Origin of the sequence: Sorangium sp. So ce693, from assembly GCF_051521375.1 — a bacterium.
Classification (GTDB): Bacteria; Myxococcota_A; Polyangia; order Polyangiales; family Polyangiaceae; genus Sorangium; species Sorangium atrum.
In genome coordinates this window covers 7615675-7638936 of record NZ_CP150347.1, presented here as the reverse complement: position 1 = coordinate 7638936, position 23262 = coordinate 7615675, and the positions used below count along the sequence as shown (strand labels likewise).

The following is a 23262-nucleotide window of genomic DNA, read 5'->3' as shown; positions in this document are numbered from 1 at the left end:
CCCATGCGCCATCGCGCGATCGTGTGGGCCGCGCCCCTCGCCGTGCTCGTGACCGGCTGTGCCTCCGTGGATCCACCTGCGTCCCGGTTCCCGAGCGCCGACGCGGCGCTCGACCGGATGAAGGCTTCCTATGCCTGCGTGAACGGCGTCCAGGGCACCGCCAAGGTCGACCATTTCTCGCGCCAGGGGCGGCTCCGCGGGGACATGTACATCCTCGCGGTCAACCCGGATCGGGTGCGCTTCGACGTGGTGAGCCCGTTCGGCGCGACGCTCTTCACGCTCACGTCGAATGGCACCCAGTTCCAGATGCTGGATGTCCGGGAGAAGCAGTTCCTGCATGGGCCCGCGAGCACGTGCAACCTGGCGCGGCTCACCCAGGTGCCCATCCCCGGGCACGCCCTCGTCTCGCTGCTCCGCGGCGAGGCGCCGGTGCTCGCTCACGAGCCGCACGGCGCCTCGATCGCCTGGGACGGCGACGGGTTCTACCGTGTGCTGATCCAGGGCTCCCGCGACGCGGTGGAGGAGATCCACCTCGAGCCGCACCCCCGCGACTTTCTCGCGCCGTGGAGCCAGCAGCGCCTGCGCGTCCGCGAGGTCCGGGTCGCGCAGCGCGGGACAGACCTCTATCAGGTGGAGCTGAGCCATCACGAGGCCATCCGCACCGCGCCGCCGCGCGTCGATCCGGAGGGGATCGACGATCCGATCCCGCCGAGCGGCGGCGCCTGCCTGGCCGAGATCCCCCGGTCGATCCGCATGCGGGTGCCCAACACCGAGGACGACATGATCTTTCAGTACAAGGAGGCGAAGTGGAATCCGCCCATCATCTCGGGAGCATTCACGCAGCCGGTCCCGGGCGGCGTCGTCCGCCGTCATGTCGACTGCCAGGACTAAGGTGCTCTGAGCAGGCGCGCTCAGGCGGCTCCTGAAAGGACAAAGGCCATCTCGGGTGGCGCCGGCTGGCGTACGGCAGCGCTCGCCTGATGGCGTGGACGCCGCTCGCTCGAACGTCTAGACAGACGCCATCTACCTCGCCGTGGCGGGAGGAGTCGGCGATGGACGTCGAGCCGGGAACGATCGTCGGCGATAAATACCGCCTGGAGGGGCCGCTCTCGCGGGGCGGGATGGGCTCGGTGTGGCTGGCCCGGCACCTCCAGCTGGGGGCGCCGGCGGCGATCAAGTTCATGGATCCGGAGCACGCGGCCTCGCCGGAGTTCCGCGCGCGCTTCTACCGCGAGGCGCGGACCGCGGCGAACCTCGGTAGCCCGCACGTGGTGAGCGTGCAGGACTACGGGATCTGGGGGACCGTCCCGTACCTCGTCATGGAGCTGCTCCGGGGCGAGGATCTCAGCCGTCGCCTCAGGCGGGTCCGCCGCGTCTCCCTCGCCGAGGCGGCGCGCATCGCGATCCAGACCGGCAAGGCGCTGCGCCGCGCGCACGAGTCCGGGCTCGTTCACCGCGATCTCAAGCCCGGCAACCTGTTCCTCTCGCGCGTCGACGAGGACGAGGAGATCGTCAAGGTCCTCGACTTCGGCATCGCCAAGCAGCTCACCGGCAAGCTCCTCACCGACGAGACGACGAGGACCGGCGAGCTCCTAGGCTCGCCGTTCTACATGAGCCCGGAGCAGGCGCGCGGCGACAGGAACCTCGACGCGCGCAGCGACCTGTGGTCGCTCGGGGTCATCCTCTTCCGCGCGGTCACGGGCAAGCTCCCGTTCGAGGGCGACGTGCTCGGCGCGGTGCTGTCGCGGATCCTCGTCGAGCCGATCCCGCTCGCGACGCACCTCGCGCCCGACGTGCCGGCCGATCTCGACGGCTTCTTCGTCCGCGCGCTCTCGCGCGACAGGGCCCAGCGGTTCCAGTCGGCGCAGGAGATGGTGCACGCCTTCGTCGCCGCGGCGGGCGACCCGAGCATCCCGCTGCCCGTGCCCTCGGCGCCGCAGCCGGCGCCCGTGACGTCGCGCACGGGGACGCTGCTCGGGCTGTCACCGGGCGGCACCGGCGAGCTGGAGGGCCCAGGGGAGCTCGCCTCCCTCTCCCGGTCCGGGGACCAGGGCCCGCGGCACGACGCGCTCGCCCCGCTGGCCGAGCCGTCCCAGCCCGGCACGCTGACGGCGGCATCGGCCGGCGAGGTCCGCGCGGACCGCAGGCCTCACGCGAGCGCGACGCTCCGCTGGCTCGTGGCGTGCGGCGCGCTGTCCGCGATCAGCGGGACGGTCGCGGTGACGGCGCTGCGGCCCGTCGGCGAGGAGGACGCCGCGCCCTACCACGTGATCGCGCCGATCGAGCCCGAGAGCGTGAGCGCGGCTGCGCCTGCGCCGGCTCTGGAGGTGGTCCGCGCATCGACCGCGGTGGTGGTGCGCCTGCCCGCGGCCGACGGCGCGCCAGCCGCGGACGCCGCGCTGCCCGCGGTCGAGGTCGCGCCGACCGCGGACGCCGCGCTGCCCGCGGTCGAGGTCGCGCCGGCCGCGGACGCCCCGCTGCCCGCGGCCACGGCGGAGCCGGCTGCGTCCGCCGAGCGAAAGGCCCCGCGGGCTCCGTCGGCCCCGCGCCGGAGCCCGCGCCGGTCGCGCGAGATCATCGACCCCTGGCAGCGACGGTAGCGCCCGGCCGCGCCGGACGACGCTGGCTACTCGAGCGCGTCGCGGATGCGGCGTGGCGCGTCGGTGATGAGCCCGTCGACGCCGAGCGCCGCGAGGTCCTGCGCTTCCCGCGGGTCGTTCACGGTCCACACGTTGATCACGCGGCCCTGCCGCTTCAGGAGCGCGATGCGCTCGGGCGACGCGATCGTCCGCTCGATGTGCGCGGCGAGCGCCCCGAGCGCCGGCGCGAGGCGCACGGCCGCGTCGTGGTAGCGGCTCCGGTGCACGAGGAGCGCGCGCGGGACGGCCGGCACCAGGGCGCCGAAGGAGGCGATCATGACCGGATCGAACGAGGAGACGAGCAAGGCGTGGCGGGGATCCCAGGCGCGCACGAGCCGCGCGGTCGCGAGCACGACGGCGGTGCGATCGGGCACGTCCCGCTTCATCTCGATGTTCACGGCGAGCCGAAGGCCGCGCGCGAACGTGAGCACCTCGGACAGGAGCGGCACCCGCTCGCCGCGGAGGTCGACCCGCCGGAGCTCGTCCCAGGGGAGCGCCGCCGCGGCGCGCGGGTCCGCGCCCTCGGTCACCCGCGCGAGGTCCGGGTCGTGCAGCGCCACGAGCTCGCCCGAGCCGCACACCCGCACGTCGAGCTCGATCCCGTCGGCCCCCTGCGCCGCGGCTTCCTCGAAGGCGGCGAGGGTGTTCTCCGCGGGGGCGCCCTCGCCGCGCACGCCCCGGTGCCCGAAGAGGAGCGGCGCGCGCGTGGCCGCCGCCCCGGCCTGCGCGCGTGATGACGCTGCCCGCCCCGTCTCGCGCGCGCTCCTGCGGAAGCGCTGCTCGGCCCAGGTCACCGCTCGGGCTCCTTGTCGAGCTCCTCGGCGACGGCGCGGGCCGCCTCGCGCGCGCGCTCGAGCGCGGAGAGCGGGAAGGACGCCGCGCCGACCGCCGGGTGCCCGCCCCCGTCGTAGCGGCGGCAGATCGGGGCGATGTCGCGATCGCGGGGGACGCCGCACCAGGGGTTATAGCCGACCGAGAGCTTGTAGTGCTGCTTCTGCCGGGAGAGCGTGACCGAGTACACGCAGTCCGGGTACATCGCGTACGTCATGAACTTGCCGACCGCCTCGAGCGGCGCGTCGGAGAGATCGACGAGCACCACGCGGCCGAGCTTCCGCGCGCCGCGCTCGATGCGCGTGACGAACGTCTGCCGCGAGACGGAGAGGGGACGCCAGAGCTCCTGGATGTCCGCCTCGCGCGCCACCTCGCTCACGGGCCGCTCGACGAGCCGGGGCACCACGGCGGCGAGGAACGGCCCGTCCCCGTGGTGCTCCACCACGGAGGCGAGCTGCATGATCGGCTCCTCCCGGCTCACGGCGGCCTCGGCCGAGGGGAAGCGCGCGGTGTCGATGAGGTCGGCCCACCGGATGAGCTCATCGGCCCCGGACATCTCGACGCCGAAGTGATCGCGGGCGACGTCCGCGATGAGCTTCGTGCACGAGCCGTAGGCGGCGTCGTAGAAGACCTGGGGCGCGTCGCCCGCGACCTTCGAGCGCGACGCGCCGGCGAGCGCCGCGTCGCGCTCCTCGTCCGAGCCGAACCCGGTGACGTGGTGGTCGAAGTACCACGTCAGCTTCTTCGTCGGCGTGTAGCGGAAGTCGAGGATCGCGTTCTCGTCGCCGTCGAGCCACGAAGGCGGGATCATCGTCATGCCCGGGCCGTACCCGCAGGAGCGGTACCGCAGCGCGAGCGGCTCGCCAGGGCGGAGCGCCTGCATCAGGCGGGTGAACAGCGCCGCGCTCGCCATGCCGTCGAAGCAGTGACCATGCGTCGCGACGACGATGTCCCTGGGTTTCATCGGGCGAGTGGGTAGCACGACCCACGGCCGGCCGCTCGCAGACCGAGCGCGGCGCGGCGGTTCTGGTAGGCTCCGCGCGGTGCGGCGCGCCCTCGCTCTCATCGAACTGCATCCGTTCGGGCCGGCGCGCCGCCTGCTCGCTGCGTCGCTCGCGCTCGCCGTGTCGGCTTGCGGCGGAGGCCGCGCCGAGGTCCTGCACCCTAGCCCGCCGCCTCCGCCGGCCTCCTCGCCCGCGCCCGACGCGCAGCGGAACCCGCCGCCTCCGCGCGATGCGCCCGAGCCGGACCCGGAGGCGTCGCGCCTGTTCCTGAGCCGCGCGGCGCAGCAGCGGCCCGCGGCGAGCGCGCCGGTGCCGCGCGTGACGGCGCTCGCGCTCGCCAACACCGCGCGCGGGGAGGCGGGGGGCATGGCGCCCCTCGGCGACGTCGTGTCGCTCGCGATCGCGGAAGGGGAGAGCGGCGCTATCCCCGCGCGCATCCCGCCGGGGGAGTGCGCGGTGTTCATCGCGCAGGGCGGGCTCGGCGTGATCGAGGTCGATCTCTTCGTCACGAAGGGCGCGCCGCCCGCGCTCGAGATCGTCGCCCAGGACGCGGACCGCGGCCCGGTCGCGGTGATCGGCGGCCGGGGAGCGTGCCTCTCCGCGCCCGCCGCCGCGCCGCTCGCCGTCGAGCTCCACGCGCAGGTGCGGCGCGGCGCGGGCGTCGTGCTCGTCCAGGGCTTCCGGGGCGCGCGTCCAGCCGCGCCGCCCGGCGCCGCGCCGTCCGGCGCGACCCCGCCCAACACGGCGCCGCCGAGCGCGCCGCCCCGCGTGCCGCCCCGGTAGCGCGGCGATCTCGCCGGGAGCGGGCGGCCGCGCGCTCTTCATTTCGCGCAACTCGTCCCGGGCGTCGGTCGACACGCCGCGTATGGCGTCGATCGAGATCCAGCCCGCAGATCCATCCTACCCCGCGCAGCTCTGGGCCCTCGTGACGGAGACCGAGGCCGCGCCGCCGACGCTCTACCTGCGCGGCGCGCTCCCGGCGTGCCCGGGCGTCGCGATCGTCGGGACGCGCGCCGCGAGCGACGAGGCGCTCCGGTTCACCCGCGCGCTCGCCGCGGCGCTCGGCGAGGCGGGCTTCTCGATCTGGTCGGGCGGCGCGCGCGGCGTCGACGCGGCCGCGCACGAGGGCGCGCTCGACGCGCGCGCGCCGACGGTCGTCGTCAGCGGCGGCGGCCACGCGCGCCCGTACCCGCGGGAGCACGCGGCGCTGTTCGAGCGCGTCCTCGCCGCGGGCGGCGCGCTGCTCGCGCGCGTCCCCGACGACACGCCGCCGCTGCCGGCGCTGTTCCTCCAGCGCAACGCGGTCCTCGCTGCGCTCACGCTCGCGACCGTCGTCGTCGAGGCGGGCGTCGAGAGCGGCGCCCGCTCCGCCGCCGCGGCGGCCCGCCGCCTCGGCCGCCACCTCTGCGTCGTCCCCCACGCCCCGTGGAGCCCGCGCGGCGTGGGCTGCGCGCTGGAGCTCGTCTCCGGCGCGCGCCCCATCACGCGCGCGGCCGACGTCATCGACGTCCTCGGCGGGCAGGCGCCCCCTCCCCGCCGGCGAGCGCGGCGCTCGGCGCGCAGCAGGTCGCCCGGCGGCGGCACGCTGCCGCTCCCGGAGGCCGCCTTCGGGGCGCCGACGGGCGCTTTGCCCGGGGAAAGCGGGCCATTTCCGTCGATGAGCGCGGCCGAACGCGCGGTCCTCGACGCCCTGGACGCCCGGCCGGCGCACGTGGATGAGGTTTGCGAGAGGACGGGGCTTCCGCCCAGACGCGCCGTGGAGGCACTCTTGACGTTGACGCTCCAGGCCGTAGTAGTAGAGGGGCCCGCCGGGTTGTTTCGGCGGGCTCTTCGTTGAAGGGGCGCGCCGGCTCACCCTGCCCAGTGCGGTTTCGGGTGGCCGCCTCCTCGCGGGGGGGCCTCCCTCGCACCGAAGGGCGCCCCTCAATCCTCACAAGCCCGATCTCGTTGCTCAGAAGGTGGTGATGGCCAAGACGCTCGTCATCGTGGAGTCGCCGGCGAAGGCGAAGACCATCAAGAAATATCTCGGCAACGGGTACGAGGTGTTCGCCTCGAAGGGGCACGTCAAGGACCTGCCCAAGAAGCAGAACGCCGTCGACGTGCAGAACGATTTTGCCGAGACCTACGAGGTCATCGAGGGCAAGGAGAAGGTCCTGGAGGAGCTGAAGTCCGCAGCGAAGAGGGCGGACGAGGTGCTCCTGGCGACCGACCCCGATCGCGAAGGGGAGGCGATCGCGTTCCACATTTCGGAGGAGATCAAGAACCCGAAGCTGAAGGTGGCGCGGGTCGAGTTCCACGAGATCACGAAGAAGGGGGTCGATCACGGCGTCCACAACCCCCGCAAGCTCGACGAGAACCTGTACGACGCGCAGCGGGCGCGGCGCGTGCTCGACCGCATCGTCGGCTACGACGTCTCGGCGCTCGTCTGGTCGAAGCTCGCGTTCGGCCTGTCGGCGGGGCGGGTGCAGTCGGTCGCGCTGCGGCTCATCGTGGACCGCGAGCGCGAGGTCGAGGCGTTCGTCCCGGAGGAGTACTGGAACATCGCGGTCGGCCTCGGCGCGGCGAGCCCGCCGCAGCGCGCTCCGTTCGTCGCGAAGCTCGCCTCCGCCGACGGCAAGAAGCTCGAGGTGACGAACGGCGAGGTCGCCGGGAAGGTGCGCGCCGATCTCGAGACCGCCCGCTACCGGGTGGCGAAGGTCGTGCGGCGCGAGCAGAAGCGCAACCCGCCCGCCCCGTACACCACCTCGAAGCTCCAGCAGGACGCGACGAACTACCTGCACTTCGGCGCCAAGCGGACGATGCAGATCGCGCAGGCGCTCTACGAGGGCATCGACCTCAAGCGCGACGGCGGCCCGGTCGGCCTCATCACGTACATGCGTACCGACTCGACGCGCGTCAGCGACGACGCGATCGCCGAGGTGCGCGGCGTGGTCGCGAAGCGGTACGGCAAGGAGTTCGTCCCCGAGCGCCCGAACGTCTACAAGTCGAAGAAGAACGCGCAGGACGCGCACGAGGCGATCCGGCCGACGAGCGTCGAGATCCACCCGGACTCGATCAAGAAGCACCTCAAGGACGAGCAGTACAAGCTGTACAAGCTCATCTGGAACCGCTTCGTCGCCTCGCAGATGACCCCGGCGGTGTACGACCGCACGACGGTCGAGATCGACGTCGCGCCGACGGTCGCGGCGCCCGCGTACCGGAGCTACCTCGCCCGGGCCACCGGGCGGATCCTGAAGTTCGCCGGCTGGCTGCAGGTGACCGAGGGCCAGCAGGAGTTCGCCGGCGAGGAGGAGAGCGCAGGCGCAGCCGCGGACGGCGGCGCCGCCGCGCCGGCGCCCGAGGCGACCGCCGTCGAGGCGGAGCGCGCGGCGCCGGGGCCCTCGGCCGAGGAGGACTCGGAGGCGCTCCTGCCCGACATGAAGGAGGGCGAGGCGCTCTCCGTGTCGCCCCCGGGGGTCATCACCGACCAGAAGTTCACGCAGCCGCCACCCCGCTACAACGAGGGCTCGCTCGTGCGCGAGCTGGAGAAGCGCGGCATCGGCCGCCCGTCGACGTACGCGGAGATCATCAGCAAGGTGCAGCAGCGCGCGTACGTCGAGAAGCGGGACGGCGGCGCGTTCCAGCCGACGCTCCTCGGGAAGTTCGTGGTCGACGGCCTCGTCCGGTCGAACCTCGACATCATGGACCCGAACTTCACCGCGCAGATGGAGGAGGAGCTCGACGCCGTCGGCGCCGGCAGCCTGAAGCGCGAGCAGCTGCTCAAGAGCTTCTACAAGAAGTTCAGGGAGCAGCTCGACAAGTCGAAGAAGCTCGCGCCGTGGAAGCCCGAGGCAGAGAAGACCGACATCGTCTGCGACGAGTGTGGGTCGATGATGCTCAAGAAGTGGGGCAAGAACGGCTGGTTCTTGAGCTGCGAGCGCTACCCGAAGTGCAAGGCGACGCGCGACCTGTCCGACGCGCGGGGGACCGCCGCCGTCCGCGAGACCGACATCTCGTGCGACAAGTGCGGGAAGCCGATGATCATCAAGACGGGCCGCTTCGGCGACTTCCTGTCGTGCACCGGGTACCCGGCCTGCAAGAACACGCGCCCGGTGCCGCTCGGCGTCGCGTGCCCGAGCTGCGGCGGCGATCTCATCGAGATCCGGCCGCGCAAGAAGGGCGGGCGCACCTTCTACGGCTGCTCCAACTGGAACGCCGAGCAGAAGTGCGAGTTCAAGCTCTGGCAGAAGCCGGTGCCGGTCCCGTGCCCGCAGTGCGGCGCGAAGTTCGTCACCCGCACCGGCGGCAAGAAGGCGATGCTCGTCTGCGCGACGAAGGACTGCGGCTTCAAGCAGGAGATCGTCGAAGGGGAAGGGGAGGACGGGGCCGCGGACGGCGCCGCCCCCCCGGACGCCGCGGCGGTCGTCGCGAGCGCCGCCCCGGCGCCGGCCGCCCGGCCCGCGCCGGCAGAGCCCACGCCGGCCGGCCGGCCCGATGCGGCGCCGCAGGGCGCTGGCGCGGCCCAGGGAGCCGCCGAAAAGCCCGCGCGGGCCGTGCGCGCCCGCCGCACGGCGAGCTAAGAAGCCCGCGACACCCCCCACCTGGTGAGCTGTATGAACGGAGCGGAGAGCCAGCACGACGTCGTCGTCGTCGGAGGCGGCCTGGCCGGTTGCGAGGCGGCGTACCAGCTCGCGCAGCGCGGGCTGCGCGTGCGCCTCGTCGAGATGAAGCCTCACAAGCGCACGCCTGCGCAGACGAGCGATCGGATGGCCGAGCTCGTGTGCTCGAACTCGCTGCGCGGCGCCGCGCTGAGCAACGCGGTGGGGCTCCTCAAAGAGGAGCTCCGGCGCGTGGGCTCGCTCGCCCTGCGGTGCGCCGACGAGACCTCGGTGCCGGCCGGCGGCGCGCTGGCGGTCGACCGCGAGCGGTTCGCCGAGGCGATGACGCGTGAGATCGAGGCCCACCCACGGATCACCGTCGAGCACCGGGAGGTGACCGAGATCCCCGCCGAGCGGCCCGTGATCCTCGCGACGGGGCCGCTCACCTCCGACGCCCTCGCGGCGAGCCTCGCCGCGGCCGTCGGCGCCGAGCACCTCGCCTACTACGACGCGATCGCGCCGATCGTCAGCGCCGACTCGATCGACTGGTCGCGCGTGTGGAAGCAGTCGCGCTACGGCAAGGGGGGCGCCGTCCGCGGCGACCGGGCCGCGCAGCGGGAGCAAACCGCGCAGCCGGATCGGGCCGCGCAGCCGGAGGACGCGGCCGAGCGCCGCGACGACGCCGAGGCCGGCGACGAGGCGTACGTGAACTGCCCCTTCGACGAGGCGCAGTACAAGGCGTTCGTCCAGGCCCTCGTCGCCTCGGACAAGGTGGAGGCCCGCGCCTTCGAGGAGGTGCGCTACTTCGAGGGGTGCCTGCCCTGCGAGGTGATGGCGGCGCGCGGCGAGCAGACGCTCGCGTTCGGGCCGATGAAGCCGGTGGGGCTCACCGATCCGCGCACCGGCCGGCGCCCCTACGCGGTGCTCCAGCTGCGCCCGGAGGACGAGGCGGCGACGGCGTACAACCTGGTCGGCTTCCAGACGCGCATGAAGTACGCCGAGCAGCTGCGGGTGTTCCGGATGGTGCCCGGCCTCGAGGAGGCCGAGTTCCTCCGCATGGGCTCCGTGCACCGGAACACCTTCGTCGACGCTCCCGCGCTCCTCGGCCCCGCGATGGAGCTCCGCGCGATGCCGGGCGTGCACCTGGCCGGCCAGATCTCGGGCGTCGAGGGCTACGTGGAGAGCGCCGCGGCCGGGTTCGTGTGCGCGATCCTCCTCGCGCAGCAGCTGCGGAACGAGTCGCTCCGGCCGCCGCCGCCCACGACGGCGCTCGGCGGCATCCTCACGCACCTCGGCCGGAAGCAGCCCACGTATCAGCCGTCCAACATCACCTGGGCGCACATCGCGCCGCTCGATCCAGCGCACGGCAAGCTGCGCAAGCGCGCCCGCTACGAGGTGATGGCCGAGCGTGCCCTCCGCGATCTCGACGCGTGGTGGGCCGCGGGCTGACCGCGGCTCGCCGGGCGGCAGGCGGCGCGCCGATCGCGCGCGGGCCGACGGCGGCTCGCCGGGCGGCAGGCGGCGCGCCGATCGTGCGCGGGCTGACCGCGGCTCGCCGGGCGGCAGGCGGCGCGCCGATCGCGCGCGGGCCGACGGCGGCTCGCCGGGCAGCAGGCGGCGCGCCAATCGTGCGCGGGCTGCCCGCCGCGCGCAGGCTTGGATAGCCTGACGGCGGTGCGCCGCGCGCCGCCCGCGCGCTCCCGAGAGCCCGCCCGCGCGGACCCGCCCCCCTGGAGGTAGCCGATGAAACTTCGCTTGTTCGCGCTCCTTGCGCTCGCCGTTCCTTCCGCAACGCTCCTGTCGCCGCGCGAGGCGCTCGCCTGCGGCGGGTGCTTCGCCCCGCCCACCGAGACGACGGTCGTCAACGCGCACCGGATGGTGCTCTCGGTGTCGCCCGTCCAGTCGGTGCTCTGGGATCAGATCCAGTACTCCGGCGATCCGAGCGCGTTCGGGTGGGTGCTCCCGGTGAAGCGCGGGGCGCTCCTCGAGGTCGGCTCGGACGCCTGGTTCGAGACGCTCGACGCGGCCACGTCGGTGCGCATCACCGCGCCGAGCTCCACCTGCGCCCGCAGCGGCGGCGGCTGCGGCTCGACCCTCGGCTCCGCGGAGGCAGCGGGGGACTCGCTCGGCGTCGGCGATCAGGTCACCGTGCTCCACCGCGGCACCGCCGGTCCGTACGAGACCGTGACGCTCGCGACAGACACGCCCGGCGCGTTGAACACGTGGCTGGAGACGAACCGCTTCAACGTCGACGAGTCGACGCAGCCGATCATCGATGCCTATGTCGAGGAGGGCTTCGACTTCATCGCCATCAGGCTCCAGCCCGGCAAGGACGTGAAGGAGATGACGCCGGTGCGGGTCGTCACGCCGGGGGCGAACCCCGCGCTCCCGCTCCGGATGGTCGCCGCCGGGACGGGCGCGAACGTCGCGATCACCCTCTTCACCATCAGCGAGGCGCGGCTCGCCCCCGAGGGGTTCGCGGCCGCGGCCGTCCCCATCGACCTCCTCGCGTGGGACTTCGCCTCGCAGGAGTCGAACTACGGCGTGCTCCGCGAGAAGGCGATCGCGGCGGCCGACGGCGGCCGCGCGTTCCTCACCCCCTACGCGCAGCAGGGCTCGCTGTTCTCGCCCGTGTCGAGCCCCGCGGCGCCGTTCGGCGTGCGCTACACAACGAGCGGCTCGACCACCCCGGTCGACACGATCGCCGCCGCGTTCGCCCAGCAGGGGCTCGCCAACGGCGAGACCGGCGAGGTCCAGGACGCCGCGTGCGCCGTGCGCTTCGCCGAGATCGCGACCGAGAGCCGCGCCGTGGCGAACCCGTGCCCGGCCGGCGTCCCGCTGTCCGATCCGAGCTGCGGGGAGGTCGCTTCCGGCCAGATCGACGCGCGCGAGCTCGCGTGCGGGGCGCTCGACGACCTCGCGATCGCGATGGTCGGCCTGCACCCGAAGGACGTCTGGCTGACCCGCCTGGAGGCGAACCTGCCGCGCGCCGCGCTCGACACGGACCTCGTCCTGAGCCCCGCGCCGCAGGAGCGGGTCGACAACTGGCTGCGCGCCCGCGTCAGCGTCCACGCCGACGTGCTCTGCGGCGCGGCGACCCCGGTCCTCGACGGCGACCGCCCCTCGCGGACCCGCGGGCAGGGCACGCTCGTGGGCATGACGCTCGGCGCCCTCGCCCTCGCGGCGGCGATCGCCCGCCGCGGCGCGCGCCGCCTCGCCTCCCGCCCGGCCTGACCGGCGCTCACACGCCTTCGTCCCGCGTCCTGGCCGGGGAGACGGGCAGGCCGTGGCCCTGCTCCGGGACGATGGTGAGGGCGCCGTCCGCCTCCAGGATGGCCCATCGCACCTGGGAGAGGCGCTCCAGCCCGCTCTTGTGCATCTCGGACAGGATCTCCTCCGGCTGGATCCGCTCGCGATTGCACGCCGCTTCCAGGATACGGCCCTTCGCGACCAGCACCGTGGGCGAGCCGTCGATGACCTCGGACGCCTTCGGGAAGAGGTGCGTCAGGACGGACGTCAGGAACACGAGCACGAGGACGGTGGACACGCCCGCGAGCGCGTTCGCGAGCGACGCCTCGCGGACGAGGGCCTGAGAGACGATCTCGGGGATCAGCATGAGCGTGACGAGCTCGAAGGGCGACATCGAGCTGAGCTCGCGCTTGCCGAGCACGCGGAACGCGGCGGCGAGGAACACATAAACGAAGGCGACGCGGGCGACGGTCTCCATGGTGATCTCAGGGGAAGATGAACGTGCGGAGCGGCACGTGGACGCCGCGCTCCCCGCCGCACGACAGGGTCGCGTTGCCCGAGGCGAGCCAGCTGCGCTCGCCGCGGAGCTCGATGTCGATCCGGCGTCGCTCGCCGGGCGCGAGGTCGCCCAGCGCGAAGCGCCCGAACGCCGCCTCTGCGGGCGTGGCGTGGTGCTCCTCGAAGCTGTCCAGGTACGCCTCGTCGAGCGTGAGCGCGGCCGCCCGGCAGGGCTCGCCCGCCGCGTTCTCCACGTCGAACGTGACCCGCTCCATGTCGCGGAAGCGCATCCTCTCGGGATGAGCGACGCGCAGGGTGAGCCCCTGCGCCGTCGCCTCGCGCGTCCCCCGCGCGTGCATGAACAAGGCGCTCGCGGCCACGCAGGCGAGCGCGAACGCGCCGATCGCGTGCAGGGGATCCAGGGCGAGCCGGCGCCGCAGCGGCGACGCGGGCGGCGGTTTGGGTTCGGGCGCGGCGGGCGCTCGGCGCGACCTGGCGCGCGTCCGGGCGGGTCGAGGAGCGGCGAACTCGCGGGCGGCGGGCATCATCGCGCCCACGCCGTTCAAGACTGGTGCCGCGGCCCGCTCGCGCGCGCGTGGCCCGCCTGCGAAGCCCGCGAGGACAGCGATGCGCCGGAGAGACCGGTCGCCTCACCGGCGCCACGCGCGTGGCACTTTGCCACGTGGTGAGCCTTCTCCTGCGGACATCCCTGCGCGCTCGCGCCTTGGCGACGTGGCACACCGGCTGCTTGAGCCACGGTGGTGAGGACGCGCGGGCCGCTGTGGCAATCGAGCTGCAGCCGCCCGGCGTTCGGGACTCGACATGACCTGCTCGGCGCCGACGTTTCCAGGCTCCAGGGCGGACTCCAGCACCGGTCGCGCTGCGGCAGGGGGCGCTCTCCACACGACGCGCCTCCTCCCGGGGATGAAATGGGTGCTCGAGTCGCTCCTCGATGACATTGCGCGTGCCCGGGAGCGGATCTGGATCTCCACGTACATCTACCGCAACGATCTCATGGGCCGTCGCTTCGCCGACGCCTTCGCGAGCGCCGCGCGGCGCGGCGTGGATGTCCGGCTCCTGTACGACGCGCTCGGCAGCCACACGACGCCGGCGGCGTTCTTCGAGGACATGAGGGCCCGCGGCATCCGCGCCCGCGCCTACAGGCCGCTGGGCGCCATACTCCGCGGGGGCGCCCTGTTCCCGCGGGAGCACTCGCGCATCGTGGTGATCGACGGCGCCGGGTACGTCGGCGGCGCTGCGTGGGCCGACGAGTGGCTGCCGCGCGACGAGGGCGGCGACGGCTGGCACGAGGTCTGTAGCCGGGTGATGGGGCCCTGCGTGACCGACATGGCGCGGGCGTTCGAGTGCCGCTGGATGCTCGCCGACGAGGCCGCGGGGCGGTCCTTCGATTACTGGACGGGCGGCGTCTACGACGACGTGGAGTTCATCACCGACGCGCCCACGCCGCCCGCGGTCATCTACGAGCGCCACCTCGCGCGGGTGCGCGCGGCGCGGCGGCGGGTGTGGATCGAGAACGCGTATTTCTGCCCTCCCCGCGGGCTCGAGCGCGAGCTCATCGACGCCGCCCGCCGCGGGATCGACGTGAAGATCATCGTGCCGCGCGACTCCGACCTCCCGGCCATCCGCCACGCGAGCCTCGCGCGGTACACGTCATGGCTGGAGAACGGGCTCCAGATCCACGAGTTCCTCCCGTCGATGCTCCACGCGAAGCTCGCGGTGATCGACGACGACTGGGCGACGGTGGGGACCTTCAACGTGAACCCGACGAGCCTGAGGTGGGTGAGCGAGGCGAACCTCATCGTGAAGCAACCCGCCTTCGTGAGGGACACGGCCCACCTGTTCGAGCAGGACCTCGGGCGGAGCGAGGCCGTGCGCCTCGACAACCTGCCCAGGCAGGGCCTCTTCGCGCAGGCGCGCAACGCGCTGTGGAGCTTCGGCCTCGACCTGCTGGAGCCTCGCCATGCGGGCGTGCGCCGGGGAGGCGCGCTCCCCGACGCCGAGTGCGACGGCGGGTTCCTGCGGGCGCTCGGCGTCTAGCTCCAGCCCCGCCCGCCGGGGCGGCATCGGGCCGCTACGGCGCCGCTGGAGCGCTCGAAGAGCCCTCCGCTGCGCCGGCATCCGCGGACGGCGGCGCCTCCTCGGTGGGCGCCGCACGGTGGACGGCGGGCTCCTTCTCGGCCGCCCCGGCGTCATCATAGACCTCCGCGGCGCTCGCCGACGCCTCGGCGGCCGGCGGGCAGGCCGCTTCCCCCCCTTCCCGGCCTCCGCCAGCCGAACAGGCGGCGCTCCCCGGCACCGGCGCCGAGCCGGCGGACACCGGCTGTGCAGGCGGGGCAGGCGCCTCCGCGCCTGTGTTGGGCCCGGATGACCCGGGCGGCGCGCCCGCCGCTGCCGCCGGCGGCTTCCCGGTCGCGGCGGGCGCGCTCGCCGCCGGCGCGGCGGTCGCAGTCCGCGCTGCCGCGGCCGGCGTCGCAGGCGCGGGGACCGTGGCCTTCAGAGCGCGCGCCGGGCGCGGTACCGGGGGCCCGGCCGGCGGCGCCACGCTCCCGGGCGCCACGCCGGCCGAACGGGAGATCGCCTCTAGCGCTGGCTGCGCCGGAGACGGCGCAGCGGCGATCACCGCCACGGGCTCGACCGGCGGCGCCAGCGTCGACTCGACCGCGCTACCCGTCGTGCCCAGCGCGACGCTCCACACCCCCGCTCCCGCCAGGGCCACGAGCCCGGCCGCCGCGACGGCGCGGAGCGGAAAGCGCTCCCGCCACGAGGATCGCGGCGACGGAGGCGCCGCCCCCGGCAGATTCACCATCGCTGTCGCCTCGGACCACGCGCGCTCTCCGCTCTCCTCGATCCCCTTGCGCTCCGCCGCCCCCGGCGCCCTCGGCGCGGCCGTCAGGGGCAGCTGCAGCTCCAGGGAGTCCTCCGCGCGGCGCGAGTGCAGCGTCGGCGCCGAGCTCACCGCCATCTGTCGCGGCGACGGCGACGGGATCTGGCTGGCCCGCTCCTCCAGCCATTGCGCGCGCAGCGACGCGCCGCTCACGTCCTCCGAGACACCCCTCGATACGAGCCACGTCGCGAGCGCGCCGCCGAGCTCGCGCATGCTCCCCCAGCGATCCGCCGGATCCTTGCGCAGCCCGCGCTCGATGATCGACCACAGCGCCGGGTCCGAGCCGCACCGCTCGACGAGCGAGCGCACCGGATCCTGGATGATCGCGCGCAGCGTCCCGAACCCGTGCTCCCCCGCATACGGCGTCTCGCCCGCGATCACCTCGTACAGCATCGTGCAGAGCGCCCAGACGTCCGCGCGATGATCGATGTGGCCCTGCCCCAGCGCCTGCTCCGGCGGCATGTACTGCGGAGTCCCGATCACGGCCGCGCCCGTCGATCCGGACTCGGGCTCGGTCCACGTCACCTTCGCGATCCCGAAATCGACGACCTTGGGCCTTATCCGCCCGTCGCCCTGATTCGCGAGCATCACGTTGTCCGGCTTGAGATCCCGGTGAACGATGCCCCGCTCGTGGGCCGCGTGCATCGCGCTCGCGACCGGCAGCAGGATGGAGACCGCCACCTCGGGAGCGAGCCGGTGCTCGCGGCAGAGCACGTCCCGGAGGGCCTCGCCCTCCAGGAGCTCCATCACGATGTACGGGGTGCCGCCCGCGGTCTTGCCGAGATCGAAGACACGCACGATCCCGGGGTGGCTGAGCTTCGCCGCGGCCCGCGCCTCACGCAGCAGGCGCTCGGCGATCGCGGGAGAGCGCATCTCCGGCCGCAGCACCTTGATGGCCACATTGGCCTCGAGCGCCGTGTTCATGGCGACCCAGACAGACCCCATCGCGCCCTCTCCCGCTTTGCGGAGGAGCTGATACTTGTCGCCCACCACCGTGCCGACCTCGAAGCATTCCCCTGAGGTGTGATCGAACGCCTGGGTCATGTTGCTCGACATGCGGTCTCCTGCCGTGTGCTCCGGCCATCCGCCGCTCGCCACGCGACGGCACGCGCCGAGTCTGGAGCATCGCCTGTGCCAGGCGATCCGCTCGGGGAGCTCCTGAACCCCTGCACGGGCGCGTCAGCGGCAGCGCGCCTCAGCGAGGCAAGTTGCCACGTGCCTTTCGCTTTCCAGCGAGCGCTCAGATGAAGCTGTCGTAAGGACGCCGCTGCGAGCTCTCGCTCCGGACGTCCTCGGCGCCGGCATACTCGAGGATCAATTCCAGGATCTCTGCATCTCGCTCGGAGGAAGCCATTACGCCCACGAGGATCGCGCCTTGTCGCAGGCCGCTGTCGTAGATGCTCGCGCGGTGCTCGGGGATGCCGGCGTCGACGAGCGCATCGACGAGCCCGCCGGCCGCGCCGCCCGCGCCGGCGCCGGCGAGCGCAGCCTTGATGGGCCCCGCCGCCACGAGCCCCAGGCCAGGGAACGCCACGCTCGTGCCGAGCACCGCGAGCGCGGCCGAGGCCGACCCCGCCGCCCCGCCGACGTCCGCCGCCGCGCCGGCGTTTCCGCCCGCGGCGCGCTGGTCGCGTTCCCCATCGCTCATGACAAGGCTGATGGCGTCACGCGTGTATCCGCAGCTCATCACGCGCTCGACCGACCTCTCGGCGTCCGACCAGGTCCTGACGAGACCGGTCACCAGCTTTGCCCTCACCTACAGCTCCTTTCCCGACGAACATCCTCTCGCGCGCCTTGCCTGTATTCTGGAATCCCACATCGCTGCGTTGCTACAGCAGGCGGTATGCCAAAAGAAAATGCGGAAAATGCTCGGTATTTTGCGCTGTCGACGGCCCGTGTGCCGCGCAAGATCTTGCGCAGGTGCGCCACACTGAGGCGTCGTTGCAGCGCAGACGAAACCGACGGACGTGCTCGGGAGTGATCTCGGGGCGTTGTGTGGGAGCGGCGGTGACGCGAGGTGAAGCGAGCTCAGCGATGCAGCCAGATGCGGAGCTGCGCCAGCAGCTGCTCCGTGTCGACCGGCTTCGAGGTGTAGTCGGTCGCGCCCGCCTCCAGGCACTTCTCCCGGTCGCCTTTCATCGCCCTCGCCGTGACGGCGATGATCGGTAGCGTCTGGAATGCCGGCTGTTTGCGGATCGCGCGGATCGTGTCGTATCCGTCCATCTCCGGCATCATGATGTCCATGAGCACGACGTCGATCCCGCTCGTGCTCCCCAGGCGCTCGATGGCGGCCTTTCCCGTGTCGGCGGTGAGGGTGGTCATCCCGTAGCTCTCGAGGACGGTCTTCAGCGCGTAGATGTTGCGGAAATCGTCGTCGACGATCAGCGCACATTTGCCGGAGAGCGTGGTTGCCGACTCGTGGAGCTGCTCCACGATGAGCCGCGTCTGCTCCGGCAGGTCCGAGAGCCGGCGGTGCAGCGCGAGCGTAAGCTCGTCGAGCAGGCGCTCTCTCGACTGGACAGGCTTCACGGGCAGCCTCTGCGCCAGCCGGGAGAGGCGCGCCTCGTCGTCCCCGGCCACGCCGGCCGGCGCGTACACGATGGCCGTGAGATCGGCGAAGCGCCCCGCGCGATCGAGGCGCTCGATGAGCTCGAGGCCGGGCATGTCCGGCAGGTGCAGATCGATCACGATCGCGTCGAACGCCTCGCGATCGAGCGCGTCGAGCGCCTCCTGGGCCGTCGTCGCGCCGGCGACCGTGACCTCCTCGTCCCCGAGCAGCTCGGTCGCCGAGGCGAAGGAAGCCTCGTCCGGCGCGGCGACGAGCAGCCGGCGCCGCGGCGAGTCGATCAGCCCGGCGAGCCGCGCGAACGCCTCGTCGAGCGCCGTCCTGCTGCTGAGCGGCTTGTTGAGCAGGCCCACCGCGCCCATCCGCCGCGCGCGGCTCCGCTCCTCCTCCGTCTCTGTCGTGATCACCTGGACCGGGATGTGCCGCGCCGAGAGGTCGCGCTTCAGGCCGTCGAGCACGCGCCACCCGTCGACGTCGGGCATGTTGATGTCCAGCGTGATCGCCGCCGGCTCGATCTCTCGCACCAGCGAGAGCGCGGTCGCGCTGCGGAGCGCGACGACCGCCTTGAAGCCGTGCTCCCGCGCGACATCCACGAGGAAGCGGGCGAACACCGTGTCGTTCTCGACGATCAGGATCGCGCGGTCGCCAGGGCGGACGCTCTCGCTGTCGTCGATGATCTGGACGTCCGCGCTCGCGGACGTGCGATCCGACGGCCGGCTGCTGTGGACGGCATCATCGACGGACGGCGGCGCGTCGAGGACGTGTGTCGGCTGCCGCCGCGCCGCCCGCACGGGCCGGAAGGTGCGCGGCAGGTAGAGCGTGAACGTGCTGCCGCGCCCCGGCGCGCTGACCAGGGTGAGCTCGCCGCCCAGCATCCCCGCGATCTCCCGGCTGATCGCGAGCCCGAGCCCGGTGCCGCCGTACTTGCGGCTCGTGCTGCCGTCCGCCTGCTGGAACGCCTCGAAGACGATCTGCTGTTTGTCCGGCGCGATCCCGATCCCTGTGTCGTGGACGGAGAGGGCGATCACAGCGTCGGACCGGTTGAGCACATCGTTCTCACGGCTCCAGCCGCTGCGGGCCACTGTCACCTCCAGGACCACCTTGCCGCGCTCGGTGAACTTGAAGGCGTTGGAGAGCAGGTTCTTGATCACCTGCTGCAGCCGCTTCGCGTCGGTGGACATCGACGTCGGCAGCGTCGACGAGAAGGAGAGCTCGAAATCGAGCTTCTTCGCCTCGGCGACGTGCCGGAACGTGCGGCGCACGTAGTCCGAGAGGTCCGTGAAGCTGATCTCCCCGACGTCGACGACGACGGTGCCCGACTCGATCTTCGTGAGATCCAGGATGTCGTTGATGAGCCCCAGGAGATCGGTGCCTGAAGCGTGGATCGTCTTCGCGTACTCGACCTGCCTCGCGGTGAGGTTCTGGTCGTTGTTCCTGGAGAGCTGGTCCGACAGGATGAGCAGGCTGTTCAGCGGGGTCCTGAGCTCATGGGACATGTTGGCCATGAACTCCGACTTGTACTTGGACGTGAGGGCGAGCTGACGCGCCTTCTCCTCGAGGGCCTGGCGGGCCTGCTCCACCTCGTGGTTCTTCCGCTCGACCTCCACGTTCTGCTCGGCCAGGAGCCGCGCCTTCTCGCCGAGCGCGGCGTTCGTCTCCTGGAGCTCCTCCTGCTGGCTCTGGAGCTCGCGGGCCAGCGACTGGGACTGCTTGAGCAGGTCCTCGGTGCGCATGTTGGCCTCGATCGTGTTGAGCACGATGCCGATCGACTCGGTGAGCTGGTCGAGGAACGCCTGGTGGGTGGGGCTGAAGCGCTCGAGCGACGCGAGCTCGATGACGGCCTTCACCTGCCCCTCGAAGAGCACGGGCATCACGATGATGTTGACCGGAGGCGCGTCGCCGAGGCCGCTCGTGATCGTGATGTAATCGTGGGGCGCGTTGACGAGGAGGATCTTCTCCTTCTCGAGCGCGCACTGCCCGACGAGCCCCTCGCCCAGCTTGAACTGGTTGTCGACGTGCTTGCGCTCCTTGAACGCGTAGCTCGCGAGTAGCTTCAGGACGGGCTCCTCGCGGGAGGCATCCATGATGTAAAAGACGCCCTGCTGCGCCGTGACGACGGTGGCGAGCTCGGACAGGATCCTCCGGCCGACGGTGAGCAGATCCTTCTGCCCCTGGAGCATGCGCGAGAACTTGGCGAGGTTGCTCTTGAGCCAGTCCGTCTCGCTGTTCTTCAGCGTCGTGTCCTTGAGGTTCCGGATCATCTCATTGATGTTGTCCTTCAGCGCGGCGACCTCGCCCTGCGCCTCGACCTTGATGGACCGGGTGAGATCGCCCTTGGTCACGGCGGTGGCGACCTCGGCGATCGCGCGCACCTGCGTGGTGAGGTTCGCCGCGAGCTGGTTCACGTTGTCGGTGAGGTCCTTCCACGTGCCGGCCGCGCCGGGCACGCTCGCCTGCCCGCCGAGCTTGCCCTCGACGCCGACCTCGCGCGCCACCGTCGTCACCTGATCCGCGAACGTCGCGAGCGTCTCGATCATGCCGTTGATCGTGTCCGCGAGCGCGGCGATCTCCCCCTTGGCGTCGACGACCAGCTTGCGCTTGAGATCGCCGTTGGCGACCGCGGTCACCACCTTGGCGATGCCGCGCACCTGGTTCGTCAGGTTGCCGGCCATCGAGTTCACGTTGTCGGTGAGGTCCTTCCAGGTGCCGGCGACGCCGCGGACGTCGGCCTGTCCGCCGAGCTTGCCCTCGGTGCCGACCTCGCGGGCGACGCGGGTGACCTCGGAGGCGAAGGAGCGGAGCTGATCGACCATCGTGTTGATGGTGTTCTTGAGCTCCAGGATCTCGCCCTTCACGTCGACGGTGATCTTCTCGGAGAGATCGCCGTTGGCGACGGCGGTGGTGACGGCGGCGATGTTGCGCACCTGGGAGGTGAGGTTGCCGGCCATCGAGTTGACGGAGTCGGTGAGGTCCTTCCAGGTGCCGGCGACGCCGCGGACGTCGGCCTGCCCGCCGAGCTTCCCCTCGGTGCCGACCTCGCGGGCGACGCGGGTGACCTCGGAGGCGAAGGAGTTGAGCTGGTCGACCATCGTGTTGATGGTGTTCTTGAGCTCCAGGATCTCGCCCTTCACGTCGACGGTGATCTTCTTCGAGAGATCCCCCTTGGCGACGGCGGTGGTGACGGTCGCGATGTTGCGGACCTGGGCCGTGAGGTTCGACGCCATCGAGTTGACGGAGTCGGTGAGGTCCTTCCAGGTGCCGGCGACGCCGCGGACGTCGGCCTGCCCGCCGAGCTTGCCCTCGGTGCCGACCTCGCGGGCGACGCGGGTGACCTCGGAGGCGAAGGAGTTGAGCTGGTCGACCATCGTGTTGATGGTGTTCTTGAGCTCCAGGATCTCGCCCTTCACATCGACGGTGATCTTCTTCGAGAGATCGCCGTTGGCGACGGCGGTGGTGACGGCGGCGATGTTGCGCACCTGGGAGGTAAGGTTGCCGGCCATCGAGTTGACGGAATCGGTGAGGTCCTTCCAGGTGCCGGCGACGCCGCGGACGTCGGCCTGTCCGCCGAGCTTGCCCTCGGTGCCGACCTCGCGGGCGACGCGGGTGACCTCGGAGGCGAAGGAGCGGAGCTGATCGACCATCGTGTTGATGGTGTCCTTGAGCTCGAGGATCTCGCCCTTCACGTCGACGGTGATCTTCTTCGAGAGATCGCCCGTGGCGACGGCGGTGGTGACGGCGGCGATGTTGCGCACCTGGGAGGTGAGGTTGCCGGCCATCGAGTTGACGGAATCGGTGAGGTCCTTCCAGCTGCCGGCGACGCCGCGGACGTCGGCCTGCCCGCCGAGCTTCCCCTCGGTGCCGACCTCGCGGGCGACGCGGATGACCTCGGAGGCGAAGGAGCCGAGCTGCTCGACCATCGTGTTGACCGTCTTGGCGGTCCGCAGGAACTCGCCGTCGAGCGGCCTGCCGTCCACCTCGAGGGCCATCGTCTGCGAGAGATCGCCCTTGGCCACGGCGCCGATGACGCGCGCCGTCTCGGCGGTGGGGTGGACGAGATCGCCGATCAGCGCGTTGATGCACCCGATCTCGTCGGCCCACGCGCCGCTCACCTCGCCGATGAAGGCACGCTGCGAGAGCTTGCCCTCCTTGCCCACCGCGCGGCTCAGGCGGTCGAGCTCCTTGGCGAGCTTCTCGTTGCGCTCGACGACATCGTTGAACGTGTCGGCGATCTTCCCGTCGAGCCCGAGCCAGTGGACGGGCAGCCGCACCGAGAAATCGCCCTTCTTCAGGCCGGTCAGCGCCATCAGCAGCGTCCGCCGATCGAGCCTGTCGCTCTCGAGCGGCGCGGCGGCGCGGGGGCGCTCGGCCGGGCGGGCCTTCGCCGCGCGCGCGGCGCCGTCCAGCCCGTCCCCGGACGCGGCCTTCTTGCTCTTGCCATTGCCGGCTCTGGCCTTGCGGGCCGCCTTGTCGAGGTCGCTTCGCTGCTCCATGCCGCTGTTCTCCTGGTCCCGCCTGCGGACAGGACCGATCGGTCAAAAAGGGAAATGAGCGCGCGTCCCGGGCGCGGAGGGGCTCCGGAGCGCTGGAGGCCGTCGGACCAGGCGCCCCGGCGTGATCCCAGGGCGCCGCGCGAGAGGACCACAGGAGGACAGGCCCTCTCGCCTGGTCGGCGGTCTCATCGATGGACGCTGCGCTCGGGCGCCGCGCGACGCTTCCCGCCGCCGAGGACCGGGGCCCTCGCTGCCCAACCGCGAGCGGGCCGTCGGGATCCCCTCGGGTTCAGGCTTCATGGCACGTCGGCCATGCGCTTCTGCTCCCACCGCAGCAGCATGTGTTCGTATTACACCGCAGGCGCTCAGCCGCGCAAGCTTCGCGCCACGCGCAGCGCAGGGCGCGCGTGTGCAGGCCGCGCGTGCGGCGCGCAAGGCGCGCGTGTTCGCCGCGTTCTATCGGGCCGAGCGCGCGCGTGAAGCCGCGGCGGCACACCGGGGCA

The 23262-nt window shown here is 72.4% G+C and carries 15 protein-coding genes; 8 read left to right on the top strand and 7 right to left on the bottom strand.

Going from position 1 to position 23262, the window contains the following annotated elements; translation table 11 throughout:
- Positions 1 to 3: 3 nt before the first annotated feature.
- Both WMF14_RS28410 and WMF14_RS28405 read left to right on the top strand, forming a co-directional pair.
- Positions 4 to 891 carry a LolA family protein gene (locus WMF14_RS28410; RefSeq protein WP_437791001.1) on the top strand — a complete coding sequence of 296 codons (888 nt, stop codon included), beginning with the start codon at positions 4 to 6 and terminating at the stop codon, positions 889 to 891.
- Positions 892 to 1052: 161 nt separating this feature from the next.
- Complete coding sequence (locus WMF14_RS28405) at positions 1053 to 2600, top strand: serine/threonine-protein kinase (protein ID WP_437790999.1); 1548 nt, start codon at positions 1053 to 1055, stop codon at positions 2598 to 2600.
- A 26-nt stretch (positions 2601 to 2626) separates the two neighbouring features.
- On the opposite strand, the gene WMF14_RS28400 is transcribed toward WMF14_RS28405, so the two are convergent.
- Positions 2627 to 3433 (bottom strand): glycerophosphodiester phosphodiesterase, encoded by an 807-nt coding sequence (locus tag WMF14_RS28400; protein ID WP_437790998.1) that lies wholly within the window; start codon positions 3431 to 3433, stop codon positions 2627 to 2629.
- Positions 3430 to 4434: a hypothetical protein gene (locus WMF14_RS28395; protein WP_272094034.1), complete on the bottom strand. Its 1005-nt coding sequence runs from the start codon at positions 4432 to 4434 to the stop codon at positions 3430 to 3432. Before WMF14_RS28395 ends, WMF14_RS28400 begins: the two co-directional genes overlap by 4 nt.
- A 79-nt stretch (positions 4435 to 4513) precedes the next feature.
- On the opposite strand from WMF14_RS28395, the gene WMF14_RS28390 reads away from it, so the two are divergent.
- From WMF14_RS28390 to WMF14_RS28370, 5 genes are all read left to right on the top strand, one after another.
- Positions 4514 to 5257: a hypothetical protein gene (locus WMF14_RS28390; protein ID WP_437790997.1), complete on the top strand. Its 744-nt coding sequence runs from the start codon at positions 4514 to 4516 to the stop codon at positions 5255 to 5257.
- Positions 5258 to 5339: 82 nt separating this feature from the next.
- Entirely contained in the window at positions 5340 to 6311 is a 972-nt protein-coding gene (locus WMF14_RS28385; protein ID WP_437790996.1) for a DNA-processing protein DprA, read from the top strand.
- A 127-nt stretch (positions 6312 to 6438) separates the two neighbouring features.
- Positions 6439 to 9033: a type I DNA topoisomerase gene (topA, locus tag WMF14_RS28380; RefSeq protein ID WP_437790994.1), complete on the top strand. Its 2595-nt coding sequence runs from the start codon at positions 6439 to 6441 to the stop codon at positions 9031 to 9033.
- A gap of 33 nt (positions 9034 to 9066) precedes the next feature.
- Complete coding sequence (gene trmFO, locus WMF14_RS28375; RefSeq protein ID WP_437790993.1) at positions 9067 to 10500, top strand: methylenetetrahydrofolate--tRNA-(uracil(54)-C(5))-methyltransferase (FADH(2)-oxidizing) TrmFO; 1434 nt, start codon at positions 9067 to 9069, stop codon at positions 10498 to 10500.
- Positions 10501 to 10794: 294 nt separating this feature from the next.
- Positions 10795 to 12285 (top strand): DUF2330 domain-containing protein, encoded by a 1491-nt coding sequence (locus tag WMF14_RS28370; protein WP_437790991.1) that lies wholly within the window; start codon positions 10795 to 10797, stop codon positions 12283 to 12285.
- A 7-nt stretch (positions 12286 to 12292) separates the two neighbouring features.
- Here WMF14_RS28370 and WMF14_RS28365 read toward each other — a convergent pair whose 3' ends face one another.
- Both WMF14_RS28365 and WMF14_RS28360 read right to left on the bottom strand, forming a co-directional pair.
- Positions 12293 to 12778, bottom strand: a complete 486-nt coding sequence (locus tag WMF14_RS28365; protein ID WP_272094028.1) for a DUF421 domain-containing protein — start codon at positions 12776 to 12778, stop codon at positions 12293 to 12295.
- 7 nt (positions 12779 to 12785) lie between these two features.
- Positions 12786 to 13346, bottom strand: coding sequence for a hypothetical protein (locus WMF14_RS28360; protein WP_437790990.1), 561 nt, complete (start codon positions 13344 to 13346; stop codon positions 12786 to 12788).
- A gap of 376 nt (positions 13347 to 13722) precedes the next feature.
- On the opposite strand from WMF14_RS28360, the gene WMF14_RS28355 reads away from it, so the two are divergent.
- Complete coding sequence (locus WMF14_RS28355; protein WP_437790989.1) at positions 13723 to 14856, top strand: phospholipase D-like domain-containing protein; 1134 nt, start codon at positions 13723 to 13725, stop codon at positions 14854 to 14856.
- A gap of 34 nt (positions 14857 to 14890) precedes the next feature.
- Here WMF14_RS28355 and WMF14_RS28350 read toward each other — a convergent pair whose 3' ends face one another.
- From WMF14_RS28350 to WMF14_RS28340, 3 genes are all read right to left on the bottom strand, one after another.
- Entirely contained in the window at positions 14891 to 16759 is a 1869-nt protein-coding gene (locus WMF14_RS28350) for a serine/threonine-protein kinase (RefSeq protein WP_437790987.1), read from the bottom strand.
- A 184-nt stretch (positions 16760 to 16943) separates the two neighbouring features.
- A complete protein-coding gene (locus WMF14_RS28345; RefSeq protein WP_437790985.1) occupies positions 16944 to 17459 on the bottom strand; it encodes a hypothetical protein in 516 nt (171 codons plus the stop codon).
- A gap of 272 nt (positions 17460 to 17731) precedes the next feature.
- Positions 17732 to 22759, bottom strand: coding sequence for a HAMP domain-containing protein (locus WMF14_RS28340; RefSeq protein ID WP_437790983.1), 5028 nt, complete (start codon positions 22757 to 22759; stop codon positions 17732 to 17734).
- Between the last annotated feature and the right edge of the window lie 503 nt (positions 22760 to 23262).